Below are 15,078 nucleotides of genomic sequence, written 5' to 3'. Positions count from 1 at the left end.
GCCTCCCTCTAAGCCGTCGCGAAGAACTTCGGCGTGGCGCGCTCCATCGCGTCGGCGTACACCTCGACGTAACGCTTCGCGCTCGCCTCCCAGCCAAAAGGCTGCGCCATCCCATTGGCCTGGATGCGGCGCCAGGTCACGGGATCGATCCACGCCCGCCGCAGCCGCTGCACCGCGTTGGAGAACCCTTCCTCGTCGGCGGTGCGCATCACGAAGCCGGTGCCTTTGTGCGGATCCTCGGTGGCGTCCAGCACCGAATCGACCAGCCCGCCCGTGCCGCCCACCAGCGGCGGCGTGCCGTACGCCTGGCTGTACATCTGGTTCAGCCCGCAAGGCTCGAAGCGCGAGGGCATGAGGAAGGCATCCGCGCCGGCTTCGATCATGTGCGCCAGCCGCTCGTTGAAGCCCAGCGTCACGTGCATCGCGCGCGGCGACCTGGCGGCGGCGTCGGTCAGTGCCTTCTGCAGGCCCGCATCGCCGCTGCCCAGCACCACCAGCTGCGCGCCGCCTTCCAGCAGCTCGGGCAGGCGCGCCAGCACCAGGTCGATGCCTTTCTGCGAGGTGAGCCGGCTCACCATGCCGAACATCAGCGCTTCGGGGTCGGGCGCGAGGCCGCACTGCGCCTGCAACATGGCCTTGTTGCGCGTCTTGCCCGCCATGTCGCCCGGGCCGAAGCGCGCGGGCAGCAGCTCGTCCACCTGCGGGCTCCACACCTGCATGTCGATGCCGTTCAGGATGCCGGTGAGGTGTTCGCGCCGCCAGCGCAGCGCGCCATCCAGGCCGCAGCCGAACTCCGGCGTCTGGATCTCGCTCGCGTAGTTCGGGCTGACGGTGGTGATGGCGTCGGCGAACTGCAGGCCGCCCTTGAGCATCGACAACTGGCCCCAGAACTCCACGCCGTCCATGCCGCGCCAATAGCCGGGGATGCCCAGCAGGTCGGCGTGGTGCATGTCGAACACGCCCTGGAACGCCAGGTTGTGGATGGTGAGCACGCTGGCCGCGACGTGCCCGTGCACGTTGCGCTCGCGCGCATGCGCCAGGTACAGCGGCGCGAGTGCCGCGGGCCAGTCGTGGCAGTGCACGACGTCGGCCTGCCATTCGCCCAGCGGGCTGGCCGACGTGCCCAGCTTCGCCGCGATGCGGCTGAGGAAGCCGAAGCGCCGCACGTTGTCCAGGTAGTCCTGCCCCGACGCGTCGACGTAGGGGCCGCCGGCGCGTTGGTAGAGGGCAGGGCAGGCCAGCAGCAGCATGGTGACGCCGCTGTCCAGCTTCACGGTCAGCAACTGCGCCGCGGGCCAGCCGTCTTCCGCGGGCAGGTCCACCGAATCGCCGACTTCGCCGGCGACCTTCATGCCGCGGTAGGCGGGCAGCAGCACGCGCACGTCGTGGCCCAGCGCCGCCAACGCGGTGGGCAGCGCGCCACTGACGTCGCCGAGCCCGCCGGTCTTCACGAACGGCGCGCACTCGGGCGTGGCGAACAGGATCTTCACGACGTTTCCTCGGCCACGAGCACGGCAAACGGCAGGCCGCCCGCGCCCGCGAACACGTTTTCCAGCGGCAGCCCGTCGTCGCCGACGCGCAGGTCATGCCCGGTGAACCAGTGCCGCCAGCGGCCCCAGCGGCGCAGGCCCGCGGCTTCGGCCGCGCGCACCTGGGTGCCGCGCCACAGTTCGGGGCTCCAGCGCGATTCGTCGCCGCCGCACAGCGTGCACGTCAATCGCGCCGCGACCACGATCACCGCCTGCGAATCCCACACGCGCACGAAAGCCAGCGCGTGATCGCCGGCCGGGCCTTCCGCCGGCAGCGGCTGGTAAGCGCCATCGCGGAACAGCCGCGCGAACCGCTCGCGCAGCTGCAGCAGCCGCCACGTCACCAGCTGCTTCACCCGGCCATCGGCCGCCCGTGCCTGCAGCTGCTGCCACATCGCCGCGGTCGGCATGCCGTCGCGGCATTGCGCCTTCAGCTCGGCCAGCGACCGCGCCAGCTTGCCGAAGTCCACCGGGCGCCGGTTGTCCGGGTCCACCAGGCTGAAGTTCCACTGCTCGCAGCCCTGGTAGATGTCGGGCACGCCCGGCACCGTGAGCTTCAGCGCGACCTGCGCCAGGCTGTTGCGGAAGCCCCAGGGCGCGAGGCGCGCGGTGAACTTCTGCAGTTCGTCGACGAAGGGGTTGGGCTGGCCGGGCCGCAGGATCGCGTCCACGTAGCGCGCCAGTGCTTCCTCGTAAGTCTGGTCGGGGCAGACCCAGCTGGTATGGCGCTTGGCTTCGCGCACCGCCTTGCGCATGTAGTCCTGCACACGCTTGCGCAGGTCCTCGCGCTCCTGCGCGTGTGGCGTTTCGGCCGGCCAGATGCCCACCAGCGTCTGGAACAGCAGCCAGATGTCGTTGCGACTGGGCGCGTAGCCGGACTCGGTCTCGCCCAGGTACAGCTCGGCCCAGCCGGACCAGCGCTGAAGCGCGTCGTTCCACAGCTGCGGCACTTCGGACAGCACGTCGATGCGCGCGCGCGTGTCTTCGCCGCGCTTGCTGTCGTGCGTCGAGGTCGCCAGCAGGCAGTGCGGGCGATGGCGCGCGCGCGCCTGGTTGGACCCGTGGAAGGCCGCCACCGAGATGCCGAAGCTGGCCGGCTCGCCGCCCACTTCGTTCAGCGACGTCAGTCGCAGGTAGCGGTAGAACGCCGTGTCCTCCACCGCCTTGGCCATCACCGGCGCGGTGAACTGCTGCCAGCGCGCGAGGAAGCGCGCGCGCTGGTCGGCCGGCACGTCGGCCAGCTCGCCTTCGCCCAGCAGCAGTTCGCGCACGTGGTCCAGCACGCCGGCTTCGCTGCCGCCCAGGCGGCGCTTGGCCGATGCGACCGCCCAGTCGATGTGGCGGCGATCGGCGGGGCTGGCCGGCTCGCCCACGCGCAGGTAGGTGCGGTACACCGGGAAGCCCGAAGCGATCTCCGCCAGCGCCAGCCGCAGGCGGTTGCGCGTGAAGTCGCAGCGGCGGCGGTTGACGCGCGTGATGCGGTACGCGGCTTCCACCAGCCAGTTCAGCTCGGAAAACAGCGAGGTGCCGATGATCAGCCGCTTGGCCTGGTAAGCCACCTCGCCGAAGTCGTCCTGCAGCCCGGTGAACCCGCGGTAGCTGCGGTCCAGCGCCACGACCTGGCGCGAATCGACGAACAGCCCGTTCACCAGCGTGGCGAAGCGGTAGCCGGTGTCGCCGTGCACCGGCCACAGGTGCGACAGCGGCTCGTGCTCGGCCAGGATCTTCTCGGCGACCAGGTACAGCGCGCGCGGCTCGCGGCCCGCGACTTCGGCCTGCCGCGCGAAGCGCGCCTGCAGCCGCTGGAAATACTGCTGCGGGTCCGACAGCCCGTCGGGGTGGTCGATGCGCAGCGCGTCCAGGTGGCCGTCCTGCAGCCACTGCAGCACGCGCGCGTGCGTGGCCTCGAACACCTCGGGCCGCTCCATCCGCAGCGCAGCCAGCGTGTTCACGTCGAAGAAGCGCCGGTAGTTCACGTCGTCGCTGGCGACGTGCCAGTCGGCCAGCCGGTATGCCTGGCGCGAGATCAGCTTGTCCAGCAGGTCGAAGCTGGCCGGGTCGCCGGCCGTGCCGTTGAAGCGTTGCACGCAGGAATCGATCCAGTGCGCCAGCCAGTCGTTGCGCGCCACCAGCCGCGCGAGGTTGCGCTTGTAGATGGCCGCGTCGCGCACGCGGGCGCGGCGCTGGTCGTCTTCCTGGCTGTCGCGCGGCGGCAGGCGCTCGAAAGAAGCCAGCACCGATTCGACGACCGCGTGGCTGTCGCTTTCCGCTTCGTCCTGCGCGGGCGGCGCGGGCAGCACGGCCAGGATGTCGGGGTAGGTCGCCGGGTCGATCGGGAAGCGGTGGTCCCAGTAGCGCAGGCCGAACTCGCCGCTCTCGCGCGAGAAGTGCAACTGCAGCTCGCCCGATTCCAGCACGCGGCCGTAGTGGTCGCCCAGCACCGGCAGCAGCACCCGGCCGCGCATCTCCGGCGCGGCCGGCGACCATTCGATGTCGAAGGTCTGCGCGTGCGAGGAGGCCTGGCCGTGCTCCAGCACTTCCAGCCACCACGCGTTGTCGGCCTCGAGCACGCCCATGTGGTTGGGCACCAGGTCCAGCATCTGGCCCATGCCGTGGCGGCGCAGCGCCCGGCACATGCGCTCGAAGTCGCGCTCGTCGCCCACCTCGGGGTTGATGGCGCCGTGGTCGATGATGTCGTAGCCATGCGTGCTGCCGGGGCGCGCGCGCAGGTACGGCGAGCTGTACAGGTGGCTGATGCCCAGGTCATGCAGGTAGGGCACGGCTTCGGCCACGTCGGCAAAGCGGCAGCCTTCGTGGAACTGCACGCGGTAGGTGGCGACGGGAATGGTGGCCGTCTCCAGCGCGGGCAACTCGGCGGGCGCGGATTCCGGCGCGGGGCCGGTGCGTTCGGCGCGCAACACGGCGGCGACGGCGGCGAAGCGCTCGTCGCTGGCCAGGTCCTCCACCGCCACGCTGATCTTGCGCCGCCAATTGGGGAAGCGGTCCTCGGTCGTGCCGGGCACGTTCACCTGCAGCAGCTGCCCGGTGACGTCTTCCAACTGCACGCCCACCAGCCAGCTGGGCGTGCGCGCCAGGTAGGCGTACACCGCCGCGACGAAGGGTGGCGTGGCATCGGGCACCGACGTGGGCTGCGCGTTGGTGTCCGGCGGCAGCAGGTTCTGGTGCTGCAGGGCCAGCAGCAATCGCGCGCGGTCCTGCGAGCGATCGATCACCGCACGTTCGCGTGCGCCGTCGCCGGGGAACAGGCCCAGCTTGGCGATCTGCTCCAGGTCCTCGCCCAGCCAGAAGCCGCGCAGCGTCGGCAGGTCGTGCGTGCTGACCACGGCCAGCGCCTGCGGCTGCCAGTCGGGCGGCTGGCGGAAGCTGCCGTCCTCGGTGCGTTCGAACAGCAGCGGGCGGTACGACAGCAGGCAGCGCTCGCGCATCGCCTCACGCATGGCGGGCGCCACGTTGCCCAGGTCCTCGCCGATCACCAGGCACTGGTGGCGATGGCTTTCCAGCGCCAGGATGCCCAGCAGGTCTTCCAGCGGATAGGTCACGTAGGTGCCGCCCTGGCCGCCGATCCAGAAGAGGCGCATCAGGGCCATCACGTGGTCCATGCGCAGCGCGCCGCTGTGGCGCATGTTGGCGCGCAGCGTTTCGATGAAAGGCTGGTAGCGCGCGGCCTTCAGCTGCACCGGGTTGAGCGGCGGCAGGCCCCAGTCCTGGCCCAGCGCGTTCAGCGGGTCCGGCGGCGCGCCCACGTGCATGCCCAGCGCGTACAGCGAAGGCTGGACCCAGGTTTCGGCGCCGCCTTCGTTGACGCCCACGGCCAGGTCGCAGTACAGGCCGAGGCCCATGCCGCGCGTCTTCGCGTAGCGCTGCACGGATTCGAGCTGCACTTCGGCCAGCCATTGCAGCCAGAAGCGGAACTGCACGGCGGATGCGTGATCGCGGCGGAAGGCCTGCACCGCGGCGCCGCGCGGGTCCTTGTACTCGTCCGGCCACGCGGGCCAGCCCCATGCGTTGGCGTCGGCGGCATGCAGGTGCGCCTGCAGCGCCTCGAACAGCGCGTGCAGGCCCAGCGTGTCTTCGCGCTCCTGCATGAAGCGAACGAAGTGCGCGCCGCGCGAGCTGCCCGGGTGCATCTCGTGCTGTTCGAAGTGCCGCCACAGGATGGCCAGCATCTCCTCCTTGGCCGAAGCCACGCCGGGGTAGTCCACCAGCTCGGCTTCGCGCAGGCGGCGCAGGCGGTCCTGGAATTCCTCGTCGTGCAGCTTGCGGCGCGCTTCGTCGCAGCCCGACAGGTCGGCCAGCGCCTGCACGTCCAGGTACACGGGGTTCAGCGCGGTGCGGCTGGAAGGGCTGTAGGGGCTGGCGACTTCAGGGCGATGCGGGAACAGCGCGTGCAGCGGCGACAGCCCGATGAACGAAGCGCCTTGCCGCGCGGCAGTGTCCACCAGCCGGCGCAGGTCGCCGAAATCGCCGATGCCCCAGTTGCGGCCGGAGCGCAGCGCGTACAGCTGGATGGTGCAGCCCCACCAGCGCTGGCCTTCCAGCAGCGCGCTGGGCGCCCAGCACTTGCGCGGTGCGGCGGCCACGACGCAGAGCGCCTGCGGGTCGCCGTCGAGCGTGAGGTGCCAGTAGCCGGCGGGCAGGGCAGGCAGGTGGATGGCGGCGTGGTCAGCATCGTGCTGCACGTCGCCTTGGTGCAGCGGTGCGCCGCCTCGCTCGGATGTGATCGACCAGCGCGTGCCGGCGCCGTGCCAGGCGATGCGCGAAGGTGCGTTCTCCTGCACCACCTGCACTGGCGGCAGGCCTTGCGATTGCGGCTCGGGCGTGTGGCGCAGGCCCATGCTGGTGAGCGCCTGGTCCAGCACTTCCGGCGCGACTTGCTTGTCTTCGCCCCAGAAGGAGTGGTAGCGCAGCGCGACGCCGTGCCGCTCGGCCTGGCGGGCGAGGTCGTCGAAGTCGTTGTTCTCGAGGCTCATGTTCTTGTTTTGCGACGCACCGCAACCAACCTTGTCATGCAGGGCTCGACCCGGCATCCACCGAATCGCGTCCATGCGATGCCCGCGTGCGGGAGGTGGATCCCGGCGTTCGCCGGGATGACACAGGGGGCCGGGTTCCTCATTGCGTGATCTCCGCGCCGATTCGCCAACGCGCGGCCCAGGCGGGCCACACGCCATCGGGTGTTTCCCTGGGCCAGCGGTGGCGGAAGACATCTTGCGCTTCGACCGGTCCGGTCCGCAGGGCTCCCGCCTGCACCGGTTCGCCGCCGAGGTTCACCTCCAGCGACAGCACCTGCCCATCCTCATACCGCCACTGCACCGCGATGCCGCGCGCGCCCACCCGCTGGTGCGTGTGTTGGCCGGTGATCAACTGCGATTGCCGCGGCAGGATGAATTGCCGGCGCGCGGCTAGGGCATCGCGCACCATCGCCAGCCACTGCCTGCCGCGCTCGCTGTCGCGCTCCTGCGCCGTCGGCCTGCTGGCTTCGAAAGTTTCCGCGCTGCAGGGGTCGGGCAGCGGCACCGGCTTGCCGTCGACCTCCTTCGTCACGTGGCCGAACTCGCGCTTGCGGCCTTCCCGAACCGCCTTCTTCAGGTCGCCTTCCCAATCGGCAAAGTACAGCCACGGGTGCGTGCTGCCGAACTCTTCGCCCAGGAACAGCATCGGCACCGCGGGCGTCAACAGCGCCAACAGGGTCGCGAGCGGCGCGGCATCGGGTCCAGCCAGCTGCGACAGGCGCTCGCCGAACGCGCCGTTGCCCACCTGGTCGTGGTTGTGCGCGAAGTTCACCAGCGCCGTGAGCGGCACCGGCGGCGTGGCGCGCGGATTCACGCGCGCGCCGCCCGGCTTGCGCTTGCTGTCCTCGAACAGCATGCCGTGGGTGAGGCAGCGCGCCAGCAGGTCGAGTGCGTCCTCGCCCGGCAGGCGGCCGTAGTCGTGGTAATAGCCCTGGGTCTCGCCCGTCATGGCCACGTGCAGCGCGTGGTGGAAGTCGTCGTTCCACTGCCCGTCGTAGCGGCCGGGCTCGGGGCCCGGGGCCAGCCGTTCGTGGTTGTTGTTTTCGTTTTCCAGCACCAGGTGCACGTGGCGGCCGCCGGTGGCCTCGCGAACACGGCGCGACAGTTCCTCCAGCACGTGGGGCTGGCTGGCGTCGTGGATGGCGTGCACCGCGTCCAGCCGCAGGCCGTCGAAGCGGTATTCGGTGGTCCAGTACACCGCGTTCTCGATGAAGAACTCGCGCACCCAGCTGCCTTCGCCGTCGAAGTTGATCGCGGCGCCCCACGGGCTGCTGTGCGTCTTCGAGAAGAAGTCCGGCGCGTAGCGGTGCAGGTAGTTGCCTTCCGGGCCGAAGTGGTTGTAGACCACGTCCAGGAACACCATCAGCCCCAGCCGGTGCGCGGCCTGGATGAAGTGCTTCAGTTCGTCCGGCGTGCCGTAGGCCGCGTGCGGCGCGTAGGGCAGCACGCCGTCGTAACCCCACCCGAAGCGGCCGGGAAAGTCGGCCAGGGGCATCAACTCCACCGCCGTGATGCCCAGGTCCTTCAGTTCGGCCAGGCGCTTCCCGGCCGCGACGAATGTGCCTTCGGGCGTGAATGCGCCGATGTGCAATTCGTACAGCACCACCTCGTGCCAGGGGCGGCCGTGCCAGCCGTCATCCCACTCGAACGCCAGCGGATCCACGACAGCGCTGGGTGCGTGCACGCCGCGCGGGTTGCAGCGCGATGCCGGGTCGGGGACGTTGAGTTCGTCGTCGATGCGCCAGTGGTAGAGTGTGCCGGCCTTCGCGTCGACGACTTCGCAGGACCACCAGCCCTGGGCGTCACGCTGAGCGGGATGAACCACCCCGCCGTCCGGGCTGAGCTTGCCGAAGCCTGTCCTGAGCTCCGTCGAAGGGCCGGGGGCCGCGCCTCGCCCTTCGACAAGCCCAGGGCGAACGGAGCCGGGAACGGACGGAGGCTCATACGTCACGACCGCGGCCTGCTTCGCCCCCGGCGCCCACAACCGGAACTCCACGCCGCCCTGCGGCTTCAGGTGTGCCCCGAAGGGCATGCGGTGCGCCTGCTTCATCCGCCGCGGCCTTCGACCAGCACTGCCATCGCATGCGATTCCAGCTCGATCTTGGCCTGCGGCTGCACGCGCTCGGCTTCGTCGGGCAGGAAATGCCCCTGGCCGGTGTCCACGCGCACGCGCCATTCCTCGATGCCGGGCACTTCCGGCAGGGTGAAGATGACTTCCTCGTCCGACGCGTTGAACAGCAGCAGCACGCTGGGGCTGGGCTTGCCGTCCGCCGGCGAGAACTTGCCGTCGAACAGCGCGGCGATGCAGCGCACCGAGGGGTTGGTCCATTCCTCTTCGGTCATGGACAGGCCCCACACGCTGAACCACGCCAGTTCGGCCCGGCCTTCGTCGTCGGGCTCGCCGGTCGGCCAGCGGTTGTCGCGCAGCACCGGCAGTTCGCGCCGCAGCTCGATCAGCGCGCGGGTGAATTCGATCAGCGGGTCGGCCTTGCGTTCCTCGCCCCAGTCGAACCAGCTGACCGGGTTGTCCTGGCAGTAGGCGTTGTTGTTGCCGCCCTGCGTGCGGCTCATCTCGTCGCCGCCCAGCAGCAGCGGCACTCCGCGCGAGCAGAAGAGGGTGGTGATGAAGTTGCGCTTCTGCCGCTCGCGCAGCGCCAGCACGTCGGGGTCGGTGCTCGGGCCTTCGGCCCCACAGTTCCAGCTGCGGTTGTGGCCCTCGCCGTCGCGGTTGTCCTCGGCGTTGGCTTCGTTGTGCTTCTCGTTGTAGCTGACCAGGTCGTTCAGCGTGAAGCCGTCGTGCACCGTCACCAGGTTGATGCTGGCCGAAGGGCGGCGCCGCGAATGGCCGTAGATGTCGGCGCTGCCGGCCAGGCGCGCGGCGAATTCCTGCACCGCGCCGTCGGCGCCGCGCCAGAAGTCGCGCACCGAATCGCGGTAGCGGCCGTTCCACTCCGACCAGCCCGGCGGGAAGCCGCCCACCTGGTAGCCGTTGTCGCCGATGTCCCAGGGCTCGGCGATCAGCTTCACCTGCCGCAGCACCGGGTCCTGCGCCACCGCGGCCAGGAAGGGCGAGCGGTGGTCGAACTCGTACTGGCCGTTGCGCGCGACGGCGGGCGCCAGGTCGAAGCGGAAGCCGTCGACGTGCATCTCTTCCACCCAGTAGCGCAGGCTGTCCATCATCAGGCGCAGCGTCGCGGGGTGGCTGATGTCCAGCGTGTTGCCGGTGCCGGTGACGTCGGCGTAGTAGCGCTTGTCCTCGGGCACCAGCCGGTAGTAGGCCGTGTTGTCCAGGCCTTTCAGGAACAGCGTGGGGCCCAGGTGGTTGCCTTCGCAGCTGTGGTTGTAGACCACGTCCAGGATGACCTCGAGGCCCGCGGCGTGCAGCGCCTTCACCATGCGCTTGAAATCGTTCGCGTCGTTGCCGGCGCAGTAGCGCGGCTCGGGCGCGAAGAAGGCGACGGTGTTGTAGCCCCAGTAGTTGGCCAGGCCCAGGTCGATGAGGCGGCGCTCGTCGTTGAACGCGTGCACCGGCAGCAGCTCGACCGACGTGACGCCCAGGCGCTTCAGGTGCGCGATGGCGGCCGGGTGCGCCAGGCCGGCGAAAGTGCCGCGTTGGCCCTGCGGCACCTCGTCCATCTGTTTCGTGAAGCCGCGCACATGCACTTCGTAGAAGACCGTGTCTTCCAGCGGTACCTCGGGCCGGCGGTCGTCGTCCCAGTCGAAGCGGTTGTCCAGCACGATGCACTTGGCCGCGCCGGGGGCGTTGTCCGCCGTGTCCATGGCCAGGTCGCGCGCGGGGCCGCCCAGCGTGTACGCGTATTGCCACGCGCCGCCGCGCAGCGGACGGTCCAGCGCGCGCGCGTACGGGTCGAGCAGCAGCTTGTTCGGATTGCAGCGCAGACCGTGCTGCGGCTGGTAGGGCCCGTGAACCCGCAGGCCGTAGCGCGTGCCGGGAGGAAGGCCGGGCATCAGGCCGTGCCAGACGTCGTCGGTGCGGCAGGGCAGGGCGTAGCGGCGCACCTCGCGCGCGCCGGTGCGGTCGAAGACGCACACCTCCACCTTCTCGGCCATGCTGGAGAAGACGGCGAAGTTGACGCCGTGCTCCGTGAGCGTGGCGCCGAGCGGCCAGGGACGGCCGGGCTCGCAGTGGTCCGGCAGCTTGGCTTCGAGGGGGGGCGCGGGGATGGCGGCGACGGCCGCTGCCGTCATGCAACCACCTCCAGCCGCCCCTTGCCGGCGCGGACGATGCTGCGGGCCTGGCTGACGTGCCTGGCCCCGGCCCTGAAGTAGCCGGCCGGCACAACCACGATGCCGCTTTCGGTGACGTGGAAACGGCGGCGGTCCTGGTCCAGGTCGAAGCCGATGCGCTCGCCGGGCGGCACGTCGTTGTCCTGGTCGATGATGGCGCGCTGCACCTGGGCGCCTCGGCCGATGCGGCTGCGCTCCATCACGATGCAGTGCTCCAGCCGCGCGCCGCGGTCCACGTGCACCGAGCGGCGCAGCATGGCGTGGTCGAGCGACGCGCCGTCGACGATGCTGCCCGAGCCCACCACCGAGCGGTTGATGACGCCGTTCTCGATCTGGGCCGATTCGGCCTGGTCGGGGCTGGCGTAGATCGGCCAGCGCGAGTTGGTCATGCGGAACTTGGGCGCCGCGCCCAGCGTGTCGAAGTGCGCCTCGAAGTAGGCGTCGATGGTGCCCACGTCGCGCCAGTAGGCATGCTCCTCGTACGGCTCGGTGCCGGGGATGTGGTTGGTATCGAAGTCGTACGCCACCAGCTTGTGGCTCTTCACCATGCTGGGCAGGATGTGCTTGCCGAAGTCGCTGGTGCCGTTCTCGTGCATCTTGCGCAGCTGCTCCAGCAGCACGTCGGCGTTGAAGATGTAGTTGCCCATGGAGCCGAGCGCGTGGGTGTGGCTGCCGGGCATCGGCTTGCACTTCTTCGGCTTTTCCATGAAGTCGGTGATCCGGTTGTTGTCGTCGATCTCGACGATGCCGAACTGGCCGCTCTGCGACAGGCGCACGGGCAGCGTGGCGACGCTGGCGGCCGCGCCGCTCTGGATGTGGAAGTCGATCATCTGCCGGATGTCCATGCGGTAGATGTGGTCCGCGCCGAACACCGCCACGATGTCGGGCTTCATGCTCTCGATCAGGTGGATGTTCTGGTACACCGCGTCGGCCGTGCCCTGGAACCACTCCGGGCCATTGCGCATCTGCGGCGGCACGCAGGTGATGAAGTGCTGCGGCATGAAGCGCGCCATGGTCCACGTCTGGCGCACGTGCTCGATCAGCGACTGGCTCTTGTACTGCACCAGCAGGTAGGTCGAGTAGATCTCGGAATTGACCAGGTTGGACAGCACGAAGTCGACGATGCGGTGCTTGCCGTTGAAGGGCACCGCGGGCTTGCAGCGTTCCGCGGTCAGCGGGTGCAGGCGAGAGCCTTCGCCGCCTGCCATCACGAAGGCCAGGACATTCCTATGAGCGGACATGGGGGACTCCTCCAGAGATCGTTGCATTCGGGTCGCGGTCCACGAGGACGAGGACCGACAAGGGCGGCAAGGTGAGCGAAGCGCTGGCCGGCGCGCCGGCCAGGGGTGTCTCGTCCGCTTCCACGCGGCCGAGGTTGCCCATGCCGCTGCCGCCGTAGTGCACGGCGTCGCTGTTGAGCAACTCGTGCCACGTGCCGGCATGGGGCAGTCCGAGCCGCAGTCCGTGGCGCGGCTCCGGGGTCATGTTGACGAGGGCCACCGCCAGCGCGTCGCCGGGCCCGCCCCGCCGCGCGAAAGCCAGCACCGTCTGCGGCTCGGCCACGTCGACCGGCAACCACGAGAACCCCTCGCCATGGAAGTCGTTGACGTGCAGCGCCGGCCACCGGCGGTACGCGGCATTCAGGTCGGCCACCCAGCGCGCCACGCCGGCGTGCAGCGGCCGCGCCCACAGGTGCCAGTCGAGCGTGCGCTCGTGGTGCCATTCCTGCAGCTGGCCGAACTCGCCGCCCATGAAGAGCAGCTTCTTGCCCGGGTGGGCCCACATGTAGCCGTACAGGGCGCGCAGGCCCGCGAAGCGCTGCCATTCGTCGCCGGGCTGGCGGCCGAGCAGGCTGCCCTTGCCGTACACCACCTCGTCGTGCGACAGCGGCAGCACGAAGTTCTCGTTGAACGCGTAGACCGAGCTGAAGCGGATGTCGTCGCCGTGCCAGCGCCGGTAGAAGTGGGGCCGCTGCATGTAGCGCAGCGTGTCGTTCATCCAGCCCATGTTCCACTTCATGCCGAAACCCAGGCCGCCGTGGTGCACGGGGCGCGACACGCCGGCCCAGGCGGTGGATTCCTCCGCGATCATGTGCACGTCGGGGAAGGCGGCGTACACGGCGCTGTTCAGGTCCTGCAGGAAGCGCACCGCTTCCAGGTTCTGGTTGCCGCCGAACTGGTTGGGGATCCACTCGCCCGGCTCGCGCGCGAAGTCCAGGTACAGCATGGATGCCACCGCATCCACGCGCAGGCCGTCGAAGTGGTACTTCTCCAGCCAGAACAACGCGTTGCTGATCAGGAAGTCGCGGACTTCATAGCGGCCGTAGTTGAAGATCAGGCTCTGCCACTGCGGATGGAAACCCAGGCGCGGGTCGGCGTGCTCGTACAGCTCGGTGCCGTCGAAGCGGGCGAGGGCGTGCCAGTCGCTGGGGAAGTGCGAACCCACCCAGTCCAGCAGCACGCCGATGCCGTGCTGGTGCAGCGTGTCCACCAGCACCATCAGGTCCTGCGGCGTGCCGTAGCGCGCGGTGGGCGCGTAGTAGCCGGTGGTCTGGTAGCCCCAGGAGCCGTAGAACGGGTGCTCGGCGATGGGCATCAGCTCCACGTGCGTGAAGCCCATCGTGCGGCAGTGCGAAGCCAGGCGCACGGCCAGGTCGCGGTAGTTGAGGACGCGACCGTCCTCCTCGCGCTGCCACGAACCCAGGTGCACCTCGTAGATGGACATGGCCTCGCGGTGCGACTGGCGCTGGCCGCGCTGCGACATCCACTCGCGGTCGCCCCAGCTGTGCGACAGGTCCCAGACCTGCGACGCCGTGCCGGGCGGGTGCTCGCAGCGGAAGGCGTAGGGGTCGGCCTTGTCGAACCACTGGCCGTGCGCGCCCTGGATGCGGTACTTGTAGTAGTCGCCGGGCCGCGCGCCCTCGACGCGCCCGTGCCACAGGCCGCTGCCGTCCTCGATGCGCTGCAGCGGCTCGCAGTGCCAGCCGTTGAAAGAGCCGGCCACACCCAGGCTGCGCGCGTTGGGCGCCCAGACCGTGAAGCGCGTGCCGCTGCCGTCGGGGTGCGCTCCCATCACGTCGTACTGGCGGAAGTGGTGGCTCGGCCGTGCCGCCCTGCGATCCCCGGTCGGGACGGTCGAGCTCACGGCGCCGGATTGGAGTTGTGCGGACGTCATGTCTCGTAACTTGCGTGAGAAGAAATTCTGTTGGGCGCGGGCCGCGAAGGATGAAGGAGGCGCAGCGCAATGGGAGTAGGCGGGAACCTACAGGTGCGTGTCGATTCCGCTGACGTCCGCGCGGGCGCGAACGTAGCTCGGCCGCGAGCCGTTACGGTGCGCTACCGCGAGATCTCAGCCGACAAGCGTTTGCAATGGCTGAGCTGGGCAAATGCGGGAGCGGACTCCCTTACGCAGAGGGCGCAGAGGTTTCGCAGAGAGCGCAGAGGATGCAAGAAAACTTTGAGGGTTTTCTCTGCGAACTCTGCGCTTGCTCCGCGTCCTCTGCGTAAAGGAGTTCGCCTCTAGCGGCGCTGGATCAGACGCCGAGGTGCTGGGCCAGCAGTTGCGGCTGTGACAGCAGCTCGTCGGAAGTGCCGCTGAACACGATCTCGCCCTTGACGAGGATCAGGTTACGGTTCGTGAGCTGTGTCACGTGCTTCCAGTTTTTGTCAACGATCACGGTCGAGATGCCGGATTCGCGGATGAGTCCGCAGATGCGCCAGATCTCGCGCGCGATCAGCGGCGCCAGCCCTTCCGTGGCTTCGTCGAGGATGAGCACGTCGGGGTTGGTCATCAGCGCGCGGCCGATGGTCAGCATCTGCTGTTCGCCGCCCGACAGTTGCTGGCCGCCGTGCGACAGGCGTTCGCTCAACCGCGGAAAGGTGTCCAGCACGCGGTCGTAAGTCCAGTCGCGCTGCCCGCGGGTGCCGGGGCGCGCGGCCATCTTCAGGTTCTCGACCACGCTCAGGTTGCCGAAGATGCCGCGGCCTTCGGGGACGTAGGCCACGCCCAGCTGCGCGATCTCGTACGGCGCGCGGCCGGTCATGTCTCGGCCCATCACCTGCACCCGGCCTTCGCGCGGCTTGACCAGGCCCATCAAGGTCTTCAGCAGCGTGCTCTTGCCCATGCCGTTGCGGCCCATCAGGCCGATGGTCTCGCCGCGGCCGACGTGGAAGTCCACGCCGCGCAGGATGTGGCTCTGGCCGTAGTAGGTATGCAGGCCGGTGGCCTGGATGAGGGCGGTGGTCATGTCCTGAAGTCCGGAAAGCGGACAC

7 protein-coding genes are annotated in these 15,078 nt (G+C 69.6%); all 7 read right to left on the bottom strand.

Annotated elements, in window-relative coordinates:
• Positions 1 to 8 precede the first annotated feature (8 nt).
• Positions 9 to 1,490, bottom strand: a complete 1,482-nt coding sequence (gene glgA / locus EZ216_RS04455) for a glycogen synthase GlgA (protein WP_135248350.1) — start codon at positions 1,488 to 1,490, stop codon at positions 9 to 11.
• The gene (locus tag EZ216_RS04450) at positions 1,487 to 6,520 is read right to left on the bottom strand and encodes a malto-oligosyltrehalose synthase (protein ID WP_135248349.1); all 5,034 of its coding nucleotides are present in this window, start codon (positions 6,518 to 6,520) and stop codon (positions 1,487 to 1,489) included. Before EZ216_RS04450 ends, glgA begins: the two co-directional genes overlap by 4 nt.
• Before the next feature lie 139 nt (positions 6,521 to 6,659).
• A complete protein-coding gene (gene treZ / locus EZ216_RS04445; RefSeq protein WP_135248348.1) occupies positions 6,660 to 8,591 on the bottom strand; it encodes a malto-oligosyltrehalose trehalohydrolase in 1,932 nt (643 codons plus the stop codon).
• Positions 8,592 to 8,605: 14 nt separating this feature from the next.
• On the bottom strand, positions 8,606 to 10,768 hold the full coding sequence (glgX, locus tag EZ216_RS04440) for a glycogen debranching protein GlgX (RefSeq protein WP_135248347.1): 2,163 nt from the start codon (positions 10,766 to 10,768) through the stop codon (positions 8,606 to 8,608).
• Positions 10,765 to 12,048 carry a glucose-1-phosphate adenylyltransferase gene (locus EZ216_RS04435; RefSeq protein WP_135248346.1) on the bottom strand — a complete coding sequence of 428 codons (1,284 nt, stop codon included), beginning with the start codon at positions 12,046 to 12,048 and terminating at the stop codon, positions 10,765 to 10,767. The genes glgX and EZ216_RS04435 overlap by 4 nt, the downstream gene beginning before the upstream one ends.
• Entirely contained in the window at positions 12,035 to 13,951 is a 1,917-nt protein-coding gene (gene glgB / locus EZ216_RS04430; protein ID WP_239024269.1) for a 1,4-alpha-glucan branching protein GlgB, read from the bottom strand. The genes EZ216_RS04435 and glgB overlap by 14 nt, the downstream gene beginning before the upstream one ends.
• A gap of 388 nt (positions 13,952 to 14,339) precedes the next feature.
• Complete coding sequence (locus EZ216_RS04425; RefSeq protein WP_135248344.1) at positions 14,340 to 15,053, bottom strand: ABC transporter ATP-binding protein; 714 nt, start codon at positions 15,051 to 15,053, stop codon at positions 14,340 to 14,342.
• Positions 15,054 to 15,078: the final 25 nt, after the last annotated feature.

This window comes from Ramlibacter humi (assembly GCF_004681975.1).
Taxonomy (GTDB): Bacteria; Pseudomonadota; Gammaproteobacteria; order Burkholderiales; family Burkholderiaceae_C; genus Ramlibacter; species Ramlibacter humi.
Note: the sequence above shows the minus strand (reverse complement) of the source record. Positions and strands in the feature narration are given on the sequence as shown.

Excerpts from the sequence above, each read along its gene's own strand:
- EZ216_RS04450 (WP_135248349.1), bottom strand. The coding sequence starts at position 6,520 with ATGAGCCTCGAGAACAACGACTTCGACGACCTCGCCCGCCAGGCCGAG.
- treZ (WP_135248348.1), bottom strand. The coding sequence starts at position 8,591 with ATGCCCTTCGGGGCACACCTGAAGCCGCAGGGCGGCGTGGAGTTCCGG.
- glgX (WP_135248347.1), bottom strand. The coding sequence starts at position 10,768 with ATGACGGCAGCGGCCGTCGCCGCCATCCCCGCGCCCCCCCTCGAAGCC.
- EZ216_RS04435 (WP_135248346.1), bottom strand. The coding sequence starts at position 12,048 with ATGTCCGCTCATAGGAATGTCCTGGCCTTCGTGATGGCAGGCGGCGAA.
- EZ216_RS04425 (WP_135248344.1), bottom strand. The coding sequence starts at position 15,053 with ATGACCACCGCCCTCATCCAGGCCACCGGCCTGCATACCTACTACGGC.